Annotated in this window: 22 protein-coding genes and 1 pseudogene; 5 read left to right on the top strand and 18 right to left on the bottom strand. The window is 36.9% G+C overall.

Features of this window, described 5'->3' with window-relative positions:
* Positions 1-26: 26 nt before the first annotated feature.
* The 7 genes from GH715_RS16235 to lacZ all read right to left on the bottom strand — a co-directional run bounded on the left by GH715_RS16235 (position 27) and on the right by lacZ (position 9114).
* Positions 27-872, bottom strand: coding sequence for a carbohydrate ABC transporter permease (locus GH715_RS16235; protein WP_153835837.1), 846 nt, complete (start codon positions 870-872; stop codon positions 27-29).
* Between the two features lie 13 nt (positions 873-885).
* A complete protein-coding gene (locus GH715_RS16230; protein ID WP_153835838.1) occupies positions 886-1806 on the bottom strand; it encodes a carbohydrate ABC transporter permease in 921 nt (306 codons plus the stop codon).
* 70 nt (positions 1807-1876) lie between these two features.
* Positions 1877-3160 (bottom strand): ABC transporter substrate-binding protein, encoded by a 1284-nt coding sequence (locus tag GH715_RS16225; protein ID WP_153835839.1) that lies wholly within the window; start codon positions 3158-3160, stop codon positions 1877-1879.
* Between the two features lie 597 nt (positions 3161-3757).
* Positions 3758-4438: a YesL family protein gene (locus tag GH715_RS16220; RefSeq protein WP_153835840.1), complete on the bottom strand. Its 681-nt coding sequence runs from the start codon at positions 4436-4438 to the stop codon at positions 3758-3760.
* Positions 4439-4486: 48 nt separating this feature from the next.
* Positions 4487-5521, bottom strand: coding sequence for a LacI family DNA-binding transcriptional regulator (locus GH715_RS16215; protein ID WP_276208124.1), 1035 nt, complete (start codon positions 5519-5521; stop codon positions 4487-4489).
* Between the two features lie 247 nt (positions 5522-5768).
* Complete coding sequence (locus GH715_RS16210; RefSeq protein WP_018931074.1) at positions 5769-5951, bottom strand: cold-shock protein; 183 nt, start codon at positions 5949-5951, stop codon at positions 5769-5771.
* 61 nt (positions 5952-6012) lie between these two features.
* Positions 6013-9114 carry a beta-galactosidase, LacZ type gene (gene lacZ, locus GH715_RS16205; RefSeq protein ID WP_153835842.1) on the bottom strand — a complete coding sequence of 1034 codons (3102 nt, stop codon included), beginning with the start codon at positions 9112-9114 and terminating at the stop codon, positions 6013-6015.
* A 133-nt stretch (positions 9115-9247) separates the two neighbouring features.
* Between lacZ and GH715_RS16200 the strand changes: the two genes are divergently transcribed.
* Positions 9248-10231 carry a LacI family DNA-binding transcriptional regulator gene (locus tag GH715_RS16200; protein ID WP_153835843.1) on the top strand — a complete coding sequence of 328 codons (984 nt, stop codon included), beginning with the start codon at positions 9248-9250 and terminating at the stop codon, positions 10229-10231.
* 9 nt (positions 10232-10240) lie between these two features.
* Here the strand turns inward: GH715_RS16200 and GH715_RS16195 are convergent, their stop codons facing one another.
* The 7 genes from GH715_RS16195 to GH715_RS16165 all read right to left on the bottom strand — a co-directional run bounded on the left by GH715_RS16195 (position 10241) and on the right by GH715_RS16165 (position 14844).
* Positions 10241-11014 (bottom strand): sugar phosphate isomerase/epimerase family protein, encoded by a 774-nt coding sequence (locus tag GH715_RS16195; protein ID WP_153835844.1) that lies wholly within the window; start codon positions 11012-11014, stop codon positions 10241-10243.
* Between the two features lie 15 nt (positions 11015-11029).
* Entirely contained in the window at positions 11030-12025 is a 996-nt protein-coding gene (locus GH715_RS16190; RefSeq protein ID WP_153835845.1) for a hydroxyacid dehydrogenase, read from the bottom strand.
* 341 nt (positions 12026-12366) lie between these two features.
* The gene (locus tag GH715_RS16185; RefSeq protein ID WP_153835846.1) at positions 12367-12984 is read right to left on the bottom strand and encodes a hypothetical protein; all 618 of its coding nucleotides are present in this window, start codon (positions 12982-12984) and stop codon (positions 12367-12369) included.
* Between the two features lie 133 nt (positions 12985-13117).
* The gene (locus tag GH715_RS16180; protein WP_153835847.1) at positions 13118-14134 is read right to left on the bottom strand and encodes a dienelactone hydrolase family protein; all 1017 of its coding nucleotides are present in this window, start codon (positions 14132-14134) and stop codon (positions 13118-13120) included.
* A 161-nt stretch (positions 14135-14295) separates the two neighbouring features.
* A complete protein-coding gene (locus tag GH715_RS16175; RefSeq protein ID WP_153835848.1) occupies positions 14296-14442 on the bottom strand; it encodes a hypothetical protein in 147 nt (48 codons plus the stop codon).
* Positions 14432-14623 carry a hypothetical protein gene (locus GH715_RS16170; RefSeq protein ID WP_163578719.1) on the bottom strand — a complete coding sequence of 64 codons (192 nt, stop codon included), beginning with the start codon at positions 14621-14623 and terminating at the stop codon, positions 14432-14434. The genes GH715_RS16175 and GH715_RS16170 overlap by 11 nt, the downstream gene beginning before the upstream one ends.
* An 11-nt stretch (positions 14624-14634) precedes the next feature.
* The gene (locus GH715_RS16165; RefSeq protein ID WP_153835850.1) at positions 14635-14844 is read right to left on the bottom strand and encodes a hypothetical protein; all 210 of its coding nucleotides are present in this window, start codon (positions 14842-14844) and stop codon (positions 14635-14637) included.
* Between the two features lie 156 nt (positions 14845-15000).
* Between GH715_RS16165 and GH715_RS16160 the strand changes: the two genes are divergently transcribed.
* The 3 genes from GH715_RS16160 (at position 15001) to GH715_RS16150 (ending at position 17784) form a co-directional block, all read left to right on the top strand.
* Positions 15001-15252 (top strand): YkuS family protein, encoded by a 252-nt coding sequence (locus tag GH715_RS16160; RefSeq protein ID WP_153835851.1) that lies wholly within the window; start codon positions 15001-15003, stop codon positions 15250-15252.
* A gap of 228 nt (positions 15253-15480) precedes the next feature.
* Positions 15481-16872, top strand: a complete 1392-nt coding sequence (locus tag GH715_RS16155) for a Na+/H+ antiporter NhaC family protein (protein ID WP_153835852.1) — start codon at positions 15481-15483, stop codon at positions 16870-16872.
* 66 nt (positions 16873-16938) lie between these two features.
* Positions 16939-17784 carry an alpha/beta hydrolase gene (locus GH715_RS16150; RefSeq protein ID WP_163578718.1) on the top strand — a complete coding sequence of 282 codons (846 nt, stop codon included), beginning with the start codon at positions 16939-16941 and terminating at the stop codon, positions 17782-17784.
* Between the two features lie 491 nt (positions 17785-18275).
* Here GH715_RS16150 and GH715_RS16145 read toward each other — a convergent pair whose 3' ends face one another.
* Positions 18276-18932, bottom strand: coding sequence for an SGNH/GDSL hydrolase family protein (locus GH715_RS16145; protein ID WP_153835854.1), 657 nt, complete (start codon positions 18930-18932; stop codon positions 18276-18278).
* 122 nt (positions 18933-19054) lie between these two features.
* Between GH715_RS16145 and GH715_RS16135 the strand changes: the two are divergent.
* A pseudogene (locus GH715_RS16135) lies at positions 19055-19249 on the top strand (cupin domain-containing protein); the annotation flags it as partial.
* On the opposite strand, the gene GH715_RS16130 reads toward GH715_RS16135, so the two are convergent.
* The 3 genes from GH715_RS16130 to GH715_RS16120 all read right to left on the bottom strand — a co-directional run bounded on the left by GH715_RS16130 (position 19192) and on the right by GH715_RS16120 (position 21470).
* Entirely contained in the window at positions 19192-19470 is a 279-nt protein-coding gene (locus GH715_RS16130) for a cupin domain-containing protein (protein WP_194928276.1), read from the bottom strand. The pseudogene GH715_RS16135 and the gene GH715_RS16130 sit on opposite strands and share 58 nt — an antisense overlap.
* Before the next feature lie 277 nt (positions 19471-19747).
* The gene (locus GH715_RS16125) at positions 19748-20581 is read right to left on the bottom strand and encodes a carbohydrate ABC transporter permease (protein WP_153835855.1); all 834 of its coding nucleotides are present in this window, start codon (positions 20579-20581) and stop codon (positions 19748-19750) included.
* A gap of 19 nt (positions 20582-20600) precedes the next feature.
* On the bottom strand, positions 20601-21470 hold the full coding sequence (locus GH715_RS16120; protein WP_153835856.1) for a carbohydrate ABC transporter permease: 870 nt from the start codon (positions 21468-21470) through the stop codon (positions 20601-20603).
* Positions 21471-21495 lie beyond the last annotated feature (25 nt).

Below are 21495 nucleotides of genomic sequence, written 5' to 3'. Positions count from 1 at the left end.
ATCCCTCTATTTTATAATGTATTACCCTAACTTTTTACCGCACCCTCTGTCAGACTTTGGATAAATAATCTATTTAATAACAAGAATACGATAATCAGCGGGACAGTAGCCCAAAAGGTTCCAGACAAGATCATACCATTATCACGCACATAGTTATCAATCAAACCACGTAAAGCAACCTGAATCGTAAATGATGATTCTTCACGCAAGACAACCAACGGCCACAGAAAATCATTCCAAATATACATAAATCGAATAATCGCTAAGGTAGCAAACGCTGGAATAATAACTGGTACGGCAATATTCCAATACACTCTAAAATTAGAGCAACCATCAATTTTGGCGGCATCCACCAGTTCATCTGGAACATTACTACTAATATATTGCCTCATCCAAAATATACCAAAAGCATCGATCAATCCTGGTACAATAATGGCTTTTAAATCGTTTAACCAGTCTAGTTTCGTAATGATGAAATATTGTGGAATTAAACCTAATTGCGGTGGAATCATCATTGTAACTAAAATAAAGATAAATAAGATGTTTTTACCTTTGAAGTCAAATTTAGCAAAAGCAAAGCCTGCTAGAGAACATAGAAATAATACACCTATTGTTGTAACAGTCGATACAATAAGCGAATTTCCAATTGCACCAAAGAAATCAATAGTATCTATTACTTTTTTAAAGTTTGTTACTAATTCTGCTCCAGGAATAAATGCCGGTGGAACACTATTAATCGCACTATTGTGGTTTGTTGCCATTACAAACATCCAATACAAAGGAAAGATGGATAGAAAGGTAGCAATGGCAAGTAGCACATACACAAATACTTTCGAAATGGAAACCTTTTTAGATCCGACCTTTTCACTCATTGACTAACCCTCCTTATCTCCCAATCCGATTTGCAATAAATACGTTAATTGAGGATATGATAATGATAATGATAAATAAGATAATCGCAGCTGCTGAAGCTGGACCAAATGCTAAATTAGAAAATGCTTCACGATATAAATAGAGCACTACAGTTATTCCTTCTTCTCTATAAGTTCGACCAATATAGATCAGTGGTTCGGTGAATAGTTGTAAGGCACCGATTGTTGACGTAAATACCGTTAAAATAATGATTGGTCGTAACATCGGAATCGTAATATATTGTATTTTCTGTCTAATTGTTGCTCCATCAATTTGAGCTGCTTCATACAGTTCATGTGGAATAGCTTGAAGACCTGCAAGATAAATAATCGTGTTGTAACCGACCCAACGCCAGAATACCATTGTGGATATTGCTATTTTTACCCCCCACCATGATGTTCCCCAGTTAACAGGATCCACTCCGAACATACCAAGAATTACGTTAAATAATCCAAATTCCTGGCTATTAAACATAATTCCGAACACGATAGCAACCGCAACCGTCGAAGTGACGTAAGGCATAAAGATAGAAACTCGGAAAAAGCTTTTCATTTTGATCAATGCCGAATTTAACGCATATGCCAGAATAATACCTATTAACAATTGTGGAAGCGTTCCCAATACCCACATAATTAGCGTATTAGTTAAGGAAGTCCAAAATATTCCATCCGTAAGCACCCATTTAAAGTTTTGCAAACCGACAAATTCCATTTCACCTAGACCATTCCACTTTTGAAAGCCAAGGTAAAAACTAAATAGAATCGGAAATAGTCCAAAAATAGCAAATAAAATAAAGAAAGGGGAAACATATAAATAACCTGATATCGCTTCTTTCGTTTTCTCACTCAAGGATGATTTTTTGTGCGTTTTTATCGATACATCTGTCCGGGACATTTCATTCTCTCCTTTCACTGATTTCAAACGGTCTATGAATGAACACCCATAGACCGTTTGATAATCATCCTTATTGTCTCTCTAATTGTGAGTTGATACGTTCAACTGCTGCATCCCATTCCTCTTGAGGGTCCGTACCTTCAACAGCAACATTTATAAGAGCTGTATTCAGTTCTGTGTCAACTATTGCATAATCAACTCCCATATAAACCGTTTTCACTGATTGTGCTGCTTCAGCAAAGATTTGTGCAGTAGGAGCACCATTGAAATATTCATCTGTAGTTGCTAAAAATTCTTCATTTTCATACACATCTGGTGTAGAAGGGAATAAACCTGCAATTTCAAATGATCTCAATTGTTGTTCCGGTGCAGTTAACCATGCAATGAAATCAAATGCTTCCTGTGGATATTCAGACTCAGCAGGAATGGTTAGGAAAGAACCACCCCAGTTACCAGCTCCTTCAGGAATAGATGCGATATCCCATTTTCCCCCTGCATCTGGTGCATTACCTTTCACATTAGCTACCATCCAACCAGGAGCACCAGGCATTGTCGCATAGCTTCCTTCAGCCATTGCATTTCCCCATTCAGGAGTCCAAAGTTCATTTTGGCCAATTAAACCTTCTTGAATCATTTTAGTTGTATAATCATAAGCTTCTTTCACCGTATCTTCGATGATTAATTCATCATCTTCATTAAAATATTGTTGTTCTTGCTGATCCCTTAGCGCATTGAAGACTAGCTGCGGAGCATCAGCCATAGGTTTACCGGTTTCCGCTTTAACGGTTTTAGCTGCCTCATAGTATGCATCCCATGTATCAATCTCTGCAGCAAGTTCTTCACGATCTGTTGGCAACCCAGCTTCTTCCATTACATCCGTACGATAGAACATTGTTGTTGGCCCAATATCAGTTGGTAAACCGATTTGGAAAGAGCCATCAACATTCTGCGCTTGAGCCCACTTCCAATCAAGGAAATTACCAGCAACATCTTCAGCTCCATAGTCGTTTAAATTGTAGAATTGATCTGATGCTTCTAAGAATTTTTCAATCTGGCTAATTTCAATCTGTGCAATGTCTGGTGCACCGCTTCCCGCTGAAATAGATGTAAACAAGTTGTTATGCATATCGTTCATTTCACCTTCGTTAATCGTGATTTCAACATTAGGATGTTCTTCCATGTATTCGTCTACTAACTCACCATAACCTGTACTTCCAAAGATCCAAAAATCTAACGATACCGTTTCACCATCGCCACCACCGTTATCACTACCAGCACTCTCATTGTCATCACTACAAGCAACTAAAGCGAATACTAGCGAAGAGAATACAACTAACATCAACCATTTTTTCATGATTCTAACCCCCATATTTTTATACTTAAATCTAACAACAAAAAAATAATATGAATCAGACTTTTCTACCCCTAGAATACTAAGTATTACTCCAGAAAAAGAAATCGGTTTCCTTAAAAGCGAAAAAAATAAACACATGATTACGCTGCAGCATAATGTATCCGCTTTCTTAATTCATTATATTACTTGAATATTGCAAAATCAATAGTTTTTTGAAATAATTCTTAATAAATTATCTTTATGAAGAAAACGGTTTCCTTTTCCGGTACATTTATGGCTATGATTAACAATTAAGATATGGTAACAACTTCTACAGGATAATCAAGCTATTATCCTCTAAGTCTTCTTTATCCATTATTTAACACTACTATTCATGAATTAAAAAAAATCGAACAAAACCAGCTCGAAAAAGTGGAGCTTCCCGCGGAAAACGAAGTAATTAGTCGGGGCTTGGCGAAAATACATCAAACATTTCAAAATAACTACTTCACTTAATACAGTCATTGCATTGATTTTATCCTTTCTGTACTTACAAGATAGAGCTCTCTATTAATACTTTACTATATAAATAAAACTGCTTCTCAACCTAAGAAGCAGTTAACGATAACGATATTTTAATAAGCACTGATCCAAAAAGTCTTGCGGTAATTTTTTGACAGCTTTTTGCCATATATTAATATGAATAAATGCAAAAAGACTTACACCTGCAATAATTGCCATCGGGAAATATAATCCTACAATTACAAAAATAGCACCTATGCCTCCAATTAATAATATGTCAGGCAAGATGGTAATCGAAGCAATCCAAGCGTGTTTCCATAATTTTAAGCCTTTTAAATGAGATGTGACGATTAATGGGAGCATTGCTATTAAGGTGAGAATAAAAATACTTGCTGCAAATAACCATATTACTTGCATAACAAAATGCAGAAACCCGTTAAATGTCGGAAGAATACTTGCATTCAAATTAAAGATAATCGCAATCACACCCACATTAATTCCCAAAAATAGCGTATTTCTAAAATTCAGTTTAAAAGCTTGATAAAACGTCTTCCATACCCCTGTTATATCTATCCCATGTTTCGACCATTCCAAGACAACAGCATACATAGCAACAGTTGCGGGAATAACGGTAACAATCCCTAATGAGAAGAAAAACCATAATAACTGTAATGCCAAAAACGAAGCAAATACATGTAGAATGCGAAACAGCATCGTCTCCGTCTGGTTCATCTCATCACCCATTTCTCCTATTATTTTAGAATATTGTGTTAACATTATAGCCGTTTTCTAAAATAATAAACGTCCTCAATGAGAAATAGCCAATTAAATTTGTCCGGAATCTCTGATAATTAATTCCGGGTCAACAAATACAGATTTCTGTACTTTCCTCTCATTTATTAAGTCATGCAATATATTCGCTGCCAGTTTTCCTATCTTCATTTGGTCCTGCTTTACTGTTGCCAAGGTAGGATCACTGTATCTACATGCCTCAATGTCATCACAACCAATTATTTTGATGTCTTTAGGAACCGATAATCCCGCTTCTTTAATCGCTTTCAAAGCTCCTAATGCCATCATATCGGACACAGCATAAACCGCCTCAGGTATACTTCCCTCTTCTAAGATTTCCTTCATTTTTTCATAGCCGCTCTCTTCAAAAAAGTTTCCATATTTAATCCAATGATCACGCAGGTCCATTCCAAAATCTTGCATGGATTGTTCATACGATGCTTTACGTACATTGGAGATTATCGAATCTTCTTGTCCACCAATAAATGCTAATTTTCGAATGCCATTCAAATAAAAATACTCAACAACCTGTCTTGAAATTTTTTCATTGTCCGTCATCACATAACTGGAATGCTCGCCAGATAATTCTAAATCGACAGCCACTGTCGGTATATCACTTTGATCTAATTGATAAATTGCTTCCTCGATATGCTCCCCTGCAATAATTAAACAGCCATCTAATTGGTAGTGCTTTGCTCGAGCTACATAGTCTTCTTTCCCAATATTAAACGATTGGTTTGAAAAAATAAGAATATCGTAGCCCAGCTGTCCTACCGTGTTTTTGAAGGAATTAATAACCTGGTTAAAGAAAGGATGGTTGAATTCAACATGAACTTCCCCAGCATATATAAGGCCAATCATATTCGATTTCTTTGTTGCAAGAGCTTTTGCTGAAAAACTTGGTTGATATCCTGTATCTTCTATGACTTTCTTTACTTTTTGAATCGTGTTTGGGCTAATGCTACCAGTTTGGTTAATTACTTTTGACACTGTTCCTGGTGAAACCCCTGCCATTTTTGCAATCTCTCGTATCGTCAACTTCATCATTTTATCCCTCTGCCTCTTTATCTAGTTAAAATGTCCGAATAACAAAACATTCTACACTCTATTTTTAGCTTTTTATTGCCCCTTCTGTCAAGCTAGAAAGCAAATAACTATTCATTTGTTATACGATAATTGAAATGTTCAGATGTAATAATTATCCAACAAATACTTCCTAGCTCTTTTTATAAACAAGTACTTTTTCTATATAGTTAGCTTATCTCAATAAATAATGAAAAAGCTACTCCCTGATCAGGGAGTAGCTTCTCATCTATTATTTCATTTCCGGAATTACTCTTACTTCCTTCTTCATTTCTGATTTACAGATTGGACATGCAGGTTCTTTTTCAAATGAATAATTCTCACGCATCCAGCCTTGACAATCATCACTTACACAGGACCAAACATTCGTCTCAACATTTTGGACAGGTTCTTTCTGGTTATTAAAATAAGCCATACGGCACTCCCTTTCATGGGTGATACCTCTATTATACGCTTATTTGTCCACAAATACAAAGTTATCTGGAAAAACCTTTTAATGTGAATTGATAACGGTAAGAGCGATTCGCATGCAATCGATATTCTGGATGAACCTGTTGACCCCAGCTATCATCTCCTCCAACACCCATTTGCCAACCATTAACACGAACAGAAACTTTATCTGATTCTGGCAATTTATAATGATGACTAGCTTCTTCTAATTCAAATGGTGTATAGGAAAGAGCATTTACTTCAACGGTAGGGTCTCCCGTTATCTTCAGTCCATTGCCTTCTCCATCGGAAAGCTCCAACCAACGGACACCACACTTATTTCCGCTTTCCTGTGGTTTTAAGTATGGCTGTAATTGATCGTTCACTTTACCATTATGAAGGGCTATTTTACCGCTTTTTTGGCGATCCCAATACGTTTCATGTGGTCCTTTACCATACCAAGTCAGATTCTCAAAAGTAGCACCCATTTCAAAGCGCATGCCGATCTCCGGTATATCCGCTGACCTTTCTCCAGGAAGTAATTGCTGTTCTACTTCAATCTCTCCCGTTGGATTTACCGTATAGGTTAAGTTAACCATCGAAATAGTAGATGTTGGCAGGCGATAACTTGCTTCAACTACGATCTGCTTTTCACTGTCATGAACCTTGAAATCAACCAATTTTCTTTCCAAACTAGCTTTACGCCATTCACCACTTGTTTGATCTACCTTTGCACCACGATCATTATCAGTCATTGCTCGCCAATAATTCGGTGTTAAAGGCTGTTTAATAAACTCCTTATCCTTCACTTGATAGGAGGATAATAAACCTGATACCTTATCAAACGTAACTGTAAATGATTCACCCGTCATTCGATAAACATGAGCATCCTCTTCGATATGCACATTGCCACGGACAGGTTCTTTATTTGAAGCAGCAGGGACAATAAATTGCTCAAAAGCCGCCTCATGGTCTGTTTCTGCCCAGAATGGTGGATACTCATAAATTACTTGTAATGTAACAATTTGCTCTTTTGTTGGCTGAAATTGTTCGCTTTGATAGGCTAATTTTACGATTTGTTCACTGCCTGGTTCCGCATCTAACGGGTGAATGCCAGACTCTATCACTTCTCCGTTCTCTTCTACAGTCCAAACTAATTTATAATCGTTTAAACGTTGGAAAAGATGTTTATTTACTACTTTAAATTCACCAGTCTTCCTATTAATAACTTCGAAATCAATATTACGATAGCATGCTTTCGTTTCTAGCAATTTTGGTGAAACAGTACCATCAGCAAAAATCAAGCCATCACCAGCAAAATTACCATCATGTGGGGATTCACCAAAGTCACCGCCATAAGCAAGAAATTCCGTTCCATCTTTCGTCTGATGTCTTAATGCTTGATCTTTCCAATCCCAAATAAAGCCACCTTGCAAGGAAGGATATTGATCAAAAAGCTCTGTATATTTATGGAGGTTTCCGGTGGAGTTCCCCATCGAATGACTGTATTCACACAAAATATACGGCTTTTTCTCTCCCGGCTGCTTTGCATAAAATTCTAACTCCTGCGGGCTACGGTACATGGTAGATTCCATATCAGAAGCAGCATCTGAAGGACGATAATGGAAAACACCTTCATAATGGACAAGACGAGTCGGATCCTCTTTTTTAAAATAATCATGCATTTTCAAGAAGTTATCTCCACCAAATGACTCATTCCCAAGAGACCAAATAACGATCGAGGGATGATTTTTATCACGTTCATACATAGATTTACATCGGTCTAAAACATTGGCAGTCCATTCTGGTTTACTTCCAGGTAAAGCATCCTCCAATGTTTCCTGACCATAACGCCAGGTACCATGGGTTTCTAGGTTGGTTTCGTCAATCACGTACAAGCCATACTGATTACATAAATCATACCACTTCGGATGGTTCGGATAATGGGAAGTTCGAACCGCATTAATATTATGCTGCTTCATCAAGACAATATCATCAATCATATCTTGTTCGGTTACAGCTCGTCCTCTGTCTGCTGTGAATTCATGACGATTAACCCCTTTGAAGATAATCCTTTTTCCATTGATATGCATCAAATTATCGATTAGTTCAAACTGACGGAACCCTACTTTTGTTGCAAATACCTCAACAACCTCATCATTGTCACCTGTTAAAGTAAAAACAAGTGTGTATAAATAGGGGTCTTCCGCACTCCATTTTTTAGGATTTGGTATCGTTGTTTTCGTTGTTACTTCTGCTTTTTCTTTACTCGCAATATCAAGTTCAACTGACTGTTTGGTAACGACTTCGTGCTCATCCGTTAATAATTCTACTTCTAGACGACTGGCAGAGAAGGGTTTTAGATGATAGTTGATTAGTTGTGCTTGCACTTCCAATTCTGCGTTCTCATAGTCTTGATCAAAAGTAGTGCGGACACGATGGTCATATAAGTGAATGTCCGGTAAAGCATATAAGTAAACATCACGAAAAATCCCACTCATACGCCAAAAATCCTGATCCTCTAACCAGCTTGCATCTGCCCAGCGATATACTTCCACTGCTAATTTATTTTCTCCAGTTTGTAAATACGGAGTCAGATTAAATTCAGCTGGTGTAAATGTATCCTCACTATAACCTACGAGCTCTCCATTTAACCACACGTAAAAAGCAGCTTCAACTCCTGCAAAATGTAAGACAACCGGTTGGTCAGCCCACTTTTCAGGCACCTTAAAGGTTGTAACGTATTGACCTACTGGATTATAATTAGTTGGAGCAAAAGGTGCTTTAATGTCATCATGTTCAATCCAAGGATATCTTGTATTGACATATTGAGGATAATCGTATCCTTCTAATTGCCAATGTGCAGGTACCTGAATCTTATCCCAATTGGAAACATCATAATCTGTCTGGTAAAATTCCTTTATTCGTTTGTCTGGATTTTCCGAAAAGTGAAAATACCATTTACCATTTAGATTTTGATAATAAGAGGACTGCTGTTCTTGTTGTGCCAAAGCCTGGTTGCGACTTTGATAAGGAATCGCTATGGCATGCTGTGGCATCCGGTTTAATTGAAATATATCTGGATTATTATTCCATTCCGGATAACCATTCTTTGGAGCTGTGTAATCTAACTTTGATTTGTTTAACATCAAAACCCTCCCCGTTGTGAAATCGTATACATTTTCTAACAAAAGATTGTGTTTTCTTAGCTAGTATAATAAAATAATTAGTAAAACTAGTCAAGTTAATTTTTACTTATTTTACTTAAAGGTAGTGAATAGCATGGCAACCATTAAAGAAATTGCCGAAAAAGCTGGTGTTTCGATCGCAACAGTCTCACGAGTATTAAATTACGATCCGAAGCTATCAGTAGGTGATGACACGAAAAAAAAGATTTTTGAAATCGCAGAATCCCTTTCTTATCAAAAGAAAGCGCCTCGGAAAAAATTAACGAGAAGAATCGCATTCGTACATTGGGTAACAGAAGCTGAAGAACTTACCGATTTATATTACATGGGGATCCGACATGGCATTGAAGAGCAAGCCAATCAGCATCATCTTCATTTATTAAAATATACAGTACATGAATTGGCGGATATTCCGAAAGATATAGACGGCATTCTTGCGGTCGGGCGTTTTAGCAAAAACCAAATTGACCAATTCAAACAGCTAACACAACATATTGTCTTGGTCGATTCTGACATTGAACATACTGGTTGTGACGCGGTACTGACTGATTTTCGCAGCGTGATCAGACAAGCAGTCGATCATTTTTTAACGCTTAATCTCAAGCAGATTGGCTTTATCGGCGGGAAGGAAACATTACAAGGAACAGCCGATCCTGTCCAAGATATTCGTGAACATTACTTTCGAGAATATTTGAAGGAAAAAGAATTATTAGATGAAAGGCTGATATTATTAGATCATTTTAATGTTGGCAGTGGGTATGATTTAATGAATCAATTTTTGCAAAGTCCATTGGAAAATAAGATTGGTTTTGTCGCCGCTAACGATCCGCTAGCTATCGGTGCACTGAAAGCAGTAAATGAAGCCAAAATCGAGATACCTGATCATATCAGCTTAATAGGTATTAATGATATTAGCGTTTCGAAATATGTTTACCCAGCACTCACAAGTGTTCGGATTGAAAAAGAGTTAATGGGGAAAACTGCGGTAGACCTGATGATGGAACGGTTGCGAGATGATCGGCAAATTTGCAAGAAAGTATATATCGATACAACCTTAATCAAAAGAGAAACAACCTGATATTCGTTATCAGGTTGTTTTATATATGGTATCTCTTAACATATGCAATGTTTGAGCATCTTTCAGAAATTGTCTTTCATCATCATCTTTGACAAATTCCATTAATACATAGCGATCATGTCCATCTTGCTGGATTGCCTTTAAATATTGTTGCCATTCTCCTTCACCACTTATAAGCTCCAAACGGTCCTCAAAAGAATGCCAGTGAAAAATATGGACATTCGTTATCCACTCTTTCACTAAATCGATACTCGCTAACCGTTCTGCTACGGAGACATTATTAGCAGGCTGCCAATATAGGAAAAGGTTAGGATGATTGATCTCTTCCATTAGTCGTCTGGCACTTTCTTTTGTATCTGTTAACGTGTGATCATGATATTCCAAATGTACAGTAATCCCTTTATCTGAGGCTAAATCTGCTACCCTTCTAGCATCCTCGACTACTTTTTTACGATCATGACCATTTGCCTCGTTACTTCCTTTCATACCTGCCCAAACACGAATTGCCGGTGCTTGTAATTTCTTTGCCGTCTCCAGAATTGTGGTAAAATCATATTCATTACCAGTATGGTCTGCTAGCCGATAGTAAGAACCGTAGGAACTTACCTCTAAGCCTCGCGATCTCGTGATTTCACCTACTTTTTCTGCATGCTCGTAATCTCTAGGTGGAACATGGACATCTCCGCCCCATTCAATCCCGTCTAACGAAACTTCCATCGCTAAATCTACAATTTGTTCTGGACTTTTATCACGAAATGTTACCGAGCACAAACCTATTTTCATGCTAAATCCCCTTTCTTAAGCCATTTTTTGAAATTGCTGCTTAGATACGGACCATTGGAGCGGTTCTTCGTTGATATATCGCTTTAATTCTTCTAACATATAGGCCCCCATTCTGCCACATTCTTCTCCTTCACTTCCGGCCAAGTGAGGTGTTAATACAACGTTTTGCATTTGATATAACGGAGAACCTTGCACTGGAGGTTCAGGATCCGTTACATCCAACACTGCGGTGATGTCTGTTCTATGTTGTAAAACATCGATCATTTCTTTCTCACGGACAACTGCTCCTCTAGCAGTGTTAATGAAGCTAGCCCCTTGCTTCATTACGCTGAAATGATTAGCCGTAATCATACCAATTGTTTCCTCCAACAATGGCGTGTGAAGGGAAACAACATCTGCTTTATGAAAAATATCTTCCAGTGAACACAGTTTTACCCCTAATTGATTGGCTTCTTCCTCTGAAACAAATGGATCGTAAGCTAAAATATCTATATCAAATGGTTTTAACAACTCTACTGTATGTCTCCCGACTGTACTTAAAGATATTAATCCGACAACACTCCGGTAAGCCCCTTTTATTGCAAAAGGTTTTGCTGGATATTGTTGGGTAGCCTCAATACTACGTACAAATTGCCAACCGTTTTTTAAACAAAATAGAATTTGTGATAAGGTAAATTCTGCTACTGGTTGTCCATTTGCCGAAACTGCTGTTGTAAATAGAATACCTCTTTCCCAGGCTGCTTCTGTTGCGACAGTTTTAATCGAGCCAGCTGCATATAACACCGCTTTCAAATTTGGTGCATGCTCTAGCAATCTTTCATCTAACGCTGGACAGCCCCAGCCAGTTAGTAATATCTCCACCTCTTGAAGTACTGATAAATCATCCAGCATTTGTTCTTTATTGATAGGCTCTGCTACTATATCAACCAATTGTTCAATCTCTTCTCTTACAAACTTTGGATATACTAGATCAAACGAACGCTGATCCATTACATAAATGGCTTTTTTCATTGTAAACACACCTTCTAACTTATAAATTATAAAATTACAAGCAACTATTCAATGAATTTGCTGTTGATTTCTACGGCTTGGATATGTTGGGCGACACTAACGTTTTATGGAGTGGACATTTAATCCGTTATTTAATGGAAAAACAGCTATTATTCGATGGTGGCGGACATTTAATCCCTTATTCGGTTACTTTTGATCAAAATAAGCGTTATTTTCGATGAATAGCGGAATAATTGTCCGTTAACACGCTAAAAACGGCACTTTTGTAACAAATAACGGAACAGATGTCCGCTCCCATTATCTAATGAGAAATCGACAAGTTGTTCTTGTCGATTTCTTGGTTAGGATTCTAATAACGTTTCTAAAAATTGTGTGGTTTTGTCATGGTTTTCTGAATTAATGGGGATAATTAAAACCTTATCCTGGAAAGGCTCGATATCATCAAAAACATCTAATTGGTTCGTATCTATCCCATATACCGACTCTGTTCCGAACTGATATAATTCCACACCATTCTGCTCCAATAATGATTCGTCAACCACTTCGTCTACTTCTAATATTCCTTCCTGTTCTACCATTTGTTCCGCTATCGTTTCATTCGTTACAATAATATCCACCATATTAGCCCCAATATTAGCCCAAAACTTTTGAATATCTGCATAGGACAAATCCGCAATAGATTCGCCTCCAGAAGTTATATTATTTACTGTTACTTGGAATTCATCAAAGTATTTCTCATTGACTTGATTGGAGAATTGCTCCGTAATATCATACGGTATTTGGCTGACAACCATCACTTCATAGGTTTCTTCTTTCTCCCCAAAAATAGTCGATAAAATGGATACTAGAAAAGCTACTCCTAATACAATCCCAATTATGTGGATTTTATAATATTCCCAAATATAATCTACAGCTTCTTTAAAAGACATCGTTTTCAACGTTTCCCATAATTTTTTCATCGCGCAACTTCTCCCCCTGCTACCATTCTGTCTTTAATTATGAGTATATCACATTCATGAGAAACTGAAATCGCAAACAAGAATTTTACATAAAGTTTCCGTCGTTTATAGATTTCATCGTAGTGAGCTTCCCTCAATAGGAAAGCAACTGATCTATCAACCAATCATACGACTTTCTTCCACTAATTTCATGGACCCCAGGAAAAATATCATAAGCGAATTTTTCAGAGCGATTATGATAGTATTTCTCAATTTCAGCAATTGCCTCTTCTACAAATTTATTGGGAAAAATCGGATCTTTTTCCCCTGATTCAATAAATAAACTTCTTGGTGAGATTAATGATATCCATTCCGGCAATTCCGCATAATTCAAAATCCCTGGTATATAATTATCAATACAATGATGCATCGCCATAATGCTTCCCTTAAAAGTATTCGGGAATCCTGTTAAGACAGTTGCACTTACACGAAGGTCTAGGGCAGCTGTATATGTCGTAATGACTGCTCCACCAGAAAAACCCATCATTCCTATTCGTGCAGTATCTACGTCAGAACAGGCTTCGATATAATCTAACATACGACGTGCCTCCCAAATCCGTAAACCCGCAAGCGTTTTCCCTTCCATTAACAGGTTTGTTGCCATTGCTTCACAAGAATTAATATTGCCAGCTTCCTTATCTCGAGTGAGCCGTCGATCTCCAAATCCCATTACTTCTGGTGCGAACACTTTTATACCACGTTTTACCAATTCTACTGCAAACTGCTTATGAATACCTGGCTCTCCTAGTTCTTCTTCTCCACTTTTAGTCAGTCCAACTGCTTCGTTAACACCATAGCCATGACCATGAAGTGCTAAAACTGCAGCATAGGTTTGTTGTTCATTTTTGGGTGTCAAGACATAGACTGGTATGTGGATTAATTCTGTAACTGGTAAGGAAATCAATTCTCTTGTATAGTCATCAAATTCTTTCGTTTCCTTAACTGTAGGTTTCAGCTCCACTCGTGTTTCGTCTAAATAAGAGAAGTCACCTAACAACTCTACTAAACTACTTTTTAAAGTTAGTTTTCGTTCGACGGGTCCAACCGCTTTAACCGTTTCTTCTAGTGCATTATCATAAAATTGGTTAAACAATCGATCTAACTGATTCATATGTCCAACTCCTTTTATATTACGTAGCTAAAAATGAAAACGTTTTAAAGTGTAATTCTATTATATACGATTTTGGTACTTTAAAAAAATAAAAAATCTAAAAGAAGTTTAAAATTATTGAAAGGGCTAACCTTCATTTTCGAAAGTTAGCCACAAATGAATTATAGTCCACCACAATTTCTGCCAGTTTGTCTTCTCAACATTTCATTTCTTTCTCCGCCATCCGATAGTTCTTCAGAAAATTCATGATCTTTCTTATTTTTTAGTTTGTCATTGGTATGCTTTGTTGATTGTTTTTTATTTTTCACCTTGTCCACCTGTTTCCGTTTTTAAATAATCATTACCAGGTTCCATTGATGCTTGTTGTAGTCTTGTTTCATCCCTATCAGGATGATGTGTTTCATGATTAATTTCAGGTATTGACTCTTGTTCAATTTCTACTCTTTTTTGTGGATTTTTCTCTTTCATACTAATCATCCTTTTTTCCATTTTATTCAAAGTTACGAGTTATTTCTTACTTGTTCTATTTCTTTGTTAGCAACATATTCATTCGCTTCTTCCAATTCTTTATGTGCGTCAACAGAGTCTCCTGCATAGCGCTCACGTGAATCTTCAAGATGTGCGGAATCTACGTCTTTTCTGATTCCCAATTCTCCATCCTGGTTTGCTGGGTTAGGCATTTGAAAGCTCTTTTTTCGCTTGCTTTTCATGATGATCACCTCAGCATTATTTTTTGCAGTGATTATGTTTTCATGCAGGAAGGTATTTAATAAGTAAAAAAATTTGAGGAATAAAACGATAAAAGTAGTAAAACATATGACTATGTATGATATCAAAAGATGATGTTAATTTAAGGAGGAAATAAAATGGCACGTATTGGAGTAGAGGAATCCTTAACAGCAGTACAACAACAATTACAGGAAAATGGGCATGAAGTCATCACATTAAGACAAGAACAAGATGCTAATGGCTGTGATTGCTGTGTAGTTTCTGGCCAAGACCAAAATGTGATGGGGATGCAAGACACTGCGATTCAAGGTTCAGTAATCAGTGCTCAAGGACTTAATGCGAATGACGTTTGTCAGCAAGTAGAGCAAAGGTTGCAACAGCAGCAGTAAATTTTATATAGAAATGAGAGCGAAAAACCAGCCTTCCAATTATGAAACGGCTGGTTTTCTTATTTTTATTTAACATGCTCATCTATGATGCTGTCGAAGTTGAAGCATCTAGCTTTTCTATCTATTCATCTGGACAATCACTCCCCATTTTACCCTTTTACCAAAGTATAGTTTTATCATTTTAATACAAGCTATAAGCATCAGTTTGTTATCAAAGGAGCTACACAAATGGAAGGTAGTTGGATTGCCATTATTCCGTTTATCGTTGTGATCGTAACAGCGATAAAAACAAAACAAGTATTCCCGGGATTAACTCTAGGACTGATCGTTGGGGCTTATTTCGTTGAGCCATCTCTAATAGGTGGTATCGAACAAGCAGCACAATATATCGTAGACAGCTTAACAGATATTAATAATTTAAAGATCATCATTTTCTTATATATGTTTTCTGGTCTTGTCGGGATTATGAAGGCTTCAGGTGGTATCAAAGGATTTGTTGCATTGACTTCTGAGAAAATTAATTCTAAAAGGGAAGCGTTATTGCTTACGTGGGCTTCGACACTTGGTACATTTAGTGCTCCTAGTTTCCGGATTGTAACAGTAGCACCAATTATGAAGGCATTATTACAAAAAATTAACATGACTCGCAAAGAACTTGCCTTTATGATTGAGACAAGTACACAACCCGTTATTGTGTTAATCCCGATTGCTACAGCTTTTGTTGGTTATATGGTTTCCGTTATCGAAATGGGTTTACAAAATCAAGGAATTGAAGCTGATCCTTATTCTATGTTTATTCGCAGTATTCCGTTTAATTTTTTTGCCATTTCAATGATTGTTATCGGGACGTTATTCGTTATCTTCCGCCACCCAAAAGAAATTGATCAAGATGAACGTGACCCTGAACGAATTAAAGATGAAGACAACAGCTCTGCCGATGATATCGAAGCAAAACCATGGAATTTAATCATTCCCGTATCATTAGTAATTATCTTAACTTTGTTCCTGACCTGGTGGGATGGTAATCAACAAGGATATGGATTTTTCCAGGCCTTTATCGAAGCCGATGTCTTACAGGCAATGGTGGTGGCATTATTTATTACCTTATTAATAACGGTCATCATGCAAATCATTCAAAAAAACTCGTTAAAAAACACTATACATGAGTTTATTGAGGCTGGAAATAATCTTATGTCTGTCATCCTTTTATTAGCTGTTGTATGGGGGTTATCTTCTGTTACGGAAGATCTTGGTTTTTCAACGTTTGTTACCAACAATGTAGATTGGGTACCTGCTATGTTGATTCCACCTGTCATGTTTTTAATTGGTTCGTTTGTGTCTTATTTTATTGGCTCTTCCTGGGGAACATGGGGTATTTTAATGCCACTTGGGGTCTCTCTAGCACAGGCTGCTGATGCATCCTTACCATTAGTAATAGGAGCGGTATTTGCAAGCGGATCATTTGGTTCAATCGCATCACCGTTGAGTGACAACAATAATACGATTGCTGGATTGTTGAACATTAATGCGATGCAATACGCTAGGTATAAATTAGTTCCAGCCTTAATCGCACTTGCTATTTCTGCCGTTCTATATGGTGTGATGACATTTATCTTATAGATGAACTTACATCAGCGGAGCTTACGGACGGTTATCACGGTTATAAAGCTAAAGTGGAGGTATATCATGTATTCGAGCAATTATATCCAATCAAAAGATGGCATTAACCTTTTTTATCAAACCTGGACACCTTCTCATCCAAAGGCAGTCATTATTATTGTGCATGGAGCCGGTGAACATTCTGGCAGATATCAGCCGATTACCGCCCAATGCGTCAACCATGAAATTGCTGTAGTTGCCCCTGACTTACGAGGTTTCGGGCAATCAGACGGAGCTCGAGGGCACATCAATACATTCCAGGAATATATAGACGACCTGCATACGCTCGTTGAGTGGGTATCCGCCCAGTTTCAACATATGCCCATTTTTTTATTCGGTCACAGCTTAGGTGGTTTAATTGTAATTCGTTACAGTCAAATTTACGCATATGAGACAAATGGTGTAATCCTATCTTCACCTGCATTAGCATTGCGTTTTGAGCTCCCTTCTTTTAGCAAGAAAATCTTGGCAGTTGCTTCTAGTGTATTACCAAACCTATCGATACGTCCTAATAAGTGGGAAAGGATTTTCAGAGCAATAACATCCTTAGAACCGTATCTACCAAAGAAAAAAGAACTAAAAAAAGACCCATTAATGACATCGCAATATACGCCACGTTGGCTATTTGAGTTAATCCAAAATGGAGTTGATGCGATAGCAGAAGCAGCCTTATTCCAATTCCCTGTTCTATTTGTCTACGATCAAAAAGATCCGATCATACATCCTCGTTTTATTCAAGATTTTTTCCATTCCGTTTCGATACCGGATAAGCATTTCGTTACGTTTAATGATGGATTCCATCACCCATTACAAGCCCACTATCGAGATTTAGCACTGGATAATGTTATGCAATGGATCAATAAGCGGCTATGAGTAATAAAAGAAGATAAATTCATTATTTATTCCGGGAAGGGAATGCTTTTCCCCGGAGCGAGATTTCGTTTCCGGGGATATGTGCTCCGCTTCCAGGGATATTCGCTTCTCTTCCCTGGATATATTCCCTTATCCATGGAACAGGAGGCCTTTTCCTCGGAAGGGAATGCTTTTTCCCCGGAGCAGGATTTCGCTTCCGGGGATATGTGCTCCGCTTCCAGGGATATTCGCTTCTCTTCCCTGGATATATTCCCTTATCCATGGAACAGGAGCTCTTTTCCCCGGAAGGGAATGCTTTTTCCCCGGAACAGAATTTCGCTTCCGGGGATATTCGCTTCTCTTCCCTGGTTATATTCACTTATCCAGGGAACAGGAGACCTTTTCCTCGGAAGGGAATGCTTTTTCCCCGGAACAGGATTTCGCTTCCGGGGATATCCAACAATTACTCAATAGTACGAACCGCAACTGAGACTAGACAAGTATAGTTACCTTTATTGTTTTCGCCAGTTAAAATCTATCGTATTTAAGAAAGCTTTTGCTAAAACCGTATGACCTGTGTGATTTGGATGAACTCGATCCCATGCAATTGCAGCCGGATAAATTTTCTCTAAAACGGTGTTAAATGCTTTTTGTGTATCAACAAATAATGTATCGTGTTCTTTCGCAATTCGCTTAACAACTTCACCATATTCATCCATCTTATAACGCATTGGATCATTGGAATTAGATTCGATATAAAAAGGTGTCATCAGCACTAATTGCTTTACTTCTGATTTTGTGTGCTCGACTAGCTCCCGATATATTTTCTCATATTCATCGATATAAACATGTCGATCTGGAATAAAGGGAGTATCGAATTGGCGCCACACATCATTAATACCGATCATGATGACTAACCAATCCGGCGCTTGGTCAAGTACGTCTTCCTGCCACCGATTCTTTAAATCTATAACATTATTTCCGGATATCCCTTTATTTACGACACGGATTCCTAATTCAGGGTATGTCGATTGTAGAAATGCATCAACAATGGAAACATATCCAGTTCCTAACGCTTGAAATAATCCTTCCCCTTCTGGTTTTGCACGATCACAATCAGTTACAGAATCTCCAATAAACAATAATTTTTGATTTTTTGCTAGCTTCATTTTGTCCTCCTATTATATTAAGATATTCGATTAACTCCAGGATTTGTAAAGATATCATACTCGTCACGACTTGTAGTAGAAAATTCGGAAACAACTGCACCTTGATCTGTTGCTTGGAAACCCCGATTGGTCAAACAGAAGGAAAGCAAGAAACATTTCGCTGTCGGGCAGGTAAAGTTTATTTATATGTAGAAGGAGAACCGACGGAACCGATCCAAGCAACAATTCCGAAAGAAAGTGAAGCATATTATACCGTATTTCACGAGATTGAATTAAACCCAGGTGAACAATATACGATTCCACCGAATACGTTGCATTGATGCTTATGCTCAGGGCATGTTTGATTTGGAAACAAGACAAGTTCTTTAGCACAATAGTGGGAATTATTTTCATATGTAATTAACTGTAAGCCTTCTTGCTCTAATCGATTTAGACCAAAATCAGCAATTTCCACACGTTGCTTTTCCTCTTCCGTTAAAAATAACCCTGCCTTTGTTAAAGTTTCAATAGTTTTACGTTGAGCTTCTTTTTGATTCATTTTATCACACCACCTATTCATCATGTATATTGTTATATATATCTATAATTCTAATTTGTCATTACATTTTTGCTTCAAAATAGCAGTTCTTCTTTAGCAAGTTTTAAAAAAGCTTCTCTTACATGTGTTTCTAGTAACGATATTGGGTAACATCTTTTTCCGATACTTTTTTCCTGGCTTTAGATACGATTCTTAACGTGCTCATATATTCTATCCCTAGCTGAAAGATGTAAATTATACATAACCTCTCCTAACCTTTCTAATAAACTAGTTTGTATTATCCCTTAACAGCACCTGATGCCATACCTTTAATAATTTGTTCTTGAAATAGAATATAAGCAATTAATACTGGAATAATGGAGATAATAACTCCTGCTGCAATTAATCCATATTCACTTAAATGCGAAGATTGAAAACTTGCTAACCCAAGTGGCAAAGTCTTTGTTACATCTGAAGAAATTAAAACGGTTGCAAAAATGTATTCATTCCATGCAGCGATAAACACTAAAATACCTACTGTAGCAAGTACTGGCTTACTCATAGGAATGACCACTTTCGAAAATACCTTCCAATAATTGCATCCATCAATTATCGCCGCTTCTTCCATTTCTTTTGGAACCCCTTTCATAAATCCTACTAGTAAAAAAACTGTTTTAGGTAAATTTAAAGCAGTGTACACAATGATTATTCCGAAAATGGTGTCTCTTAAACCTAACGTATGCATTTTAAAAAACATAGGAAATATCAAGGATTGAAGTGGGATGGTTAACCCGATAATAAATAGTAAATATATGAACGTATTTCCTTTAAACTCAAATCTTGATAATGCATAAGAAACCGTAGAACCAAGTACAAAACATAACAATACGGTAGCTACTGCAACAATTAGACTATTCAACAAATACATGACCATATTTACATCAAATAATGCAAAAATATAATTGTCAATATTAAATGATTCTGGTAAACCAAATGGATTTGAAAAAATCTCCCTATTAGACTTAAATGATGTTATTAATACCCAAAGAAATAAGCCGAAAGTCAGCGAGAAATATCCCCATATGAATAGATACTTTAAAGGGGATACAAAATTAGAAAAGACTTTACCCATATATATCCTCACCTCTCCATTATATATCTTTTGGTTGTAACATTCTATTTATTACCATTGTAAAAACAATAACAATAAACATCATGGTAATTGCTATAGCATTTCCATAACCGTATCTACTTTCACTGAATCCTTGCTTATACATATAGGTACCTGTAACTTCTGTTAAGTGTACTGGCCCACCATTCGTCAACAATAATACGTAATCAAACTGTTTAAAAGCATATGAGATACCCAGAACTAAACAAATTACTAATACATTTCGTAACGATGGTAAGATAACATAGACTATTTTTTGTAGTGGATTAACCCCATCCATTTCAGCAGCTTCTATCAATTCATCTGGAACAGATTGTAACCCTGAATATAATATTACCATCATCAAACCGATATAATTCCAAACAAATGGTAATGATACTGCCGTCATTGCAGTAATAGAATCTTGTAACCAAGCTGTTGTTAAGTTGTCTAAACCGATTAATTTTAAAAAGCTATTTAAGATCCCAAACTGTGCTTCGTATATAAATGAAAAGGCAAGTGACACAGCAACGGACGATGTTATAACAGGAATAAAATAAACAGTTCTTAAAAATTTATAACCTTTGACTCGCTGATAAATAAAATAAGCAAGAAAAAAACCGATTGGAATTTGAACTACAAGCACTAAAAACACCCAATAGAAAGTATTTAAAAGGGATTTATAAAAGATTGGATCGGTAAATAATTCTATATAGTTATCTACAAAGAGAAAAACTTTAGGTGAGATACCATCCCAATCAAACAAGCTATTGTAGAAGGTGTCTATTACAGGATTCAAAAAGAAATATATATAGAACAGCAATGTTGGTACGATGAAACATATAAGAGTTAGCATTCTTTGACGAACCAAATTAAACCACCCCTTTTATTTTGAC

Origin of the sequence: Gracilibacillus thailandensis (assembly GCF_010994055.1) — a bacterium.
Taxonomy (GTDB): domain Bacteria; phylum Bacillota; class Bacilli; order Bacillales; family Amphibacillaceae; genus Gracilibacillus; species Gracilibacillus lacisalsi.
Note: the sequence above shows the minus strand (reverse complement) of the source record. Positions and strands in the feature narration are given on the sequence as shown.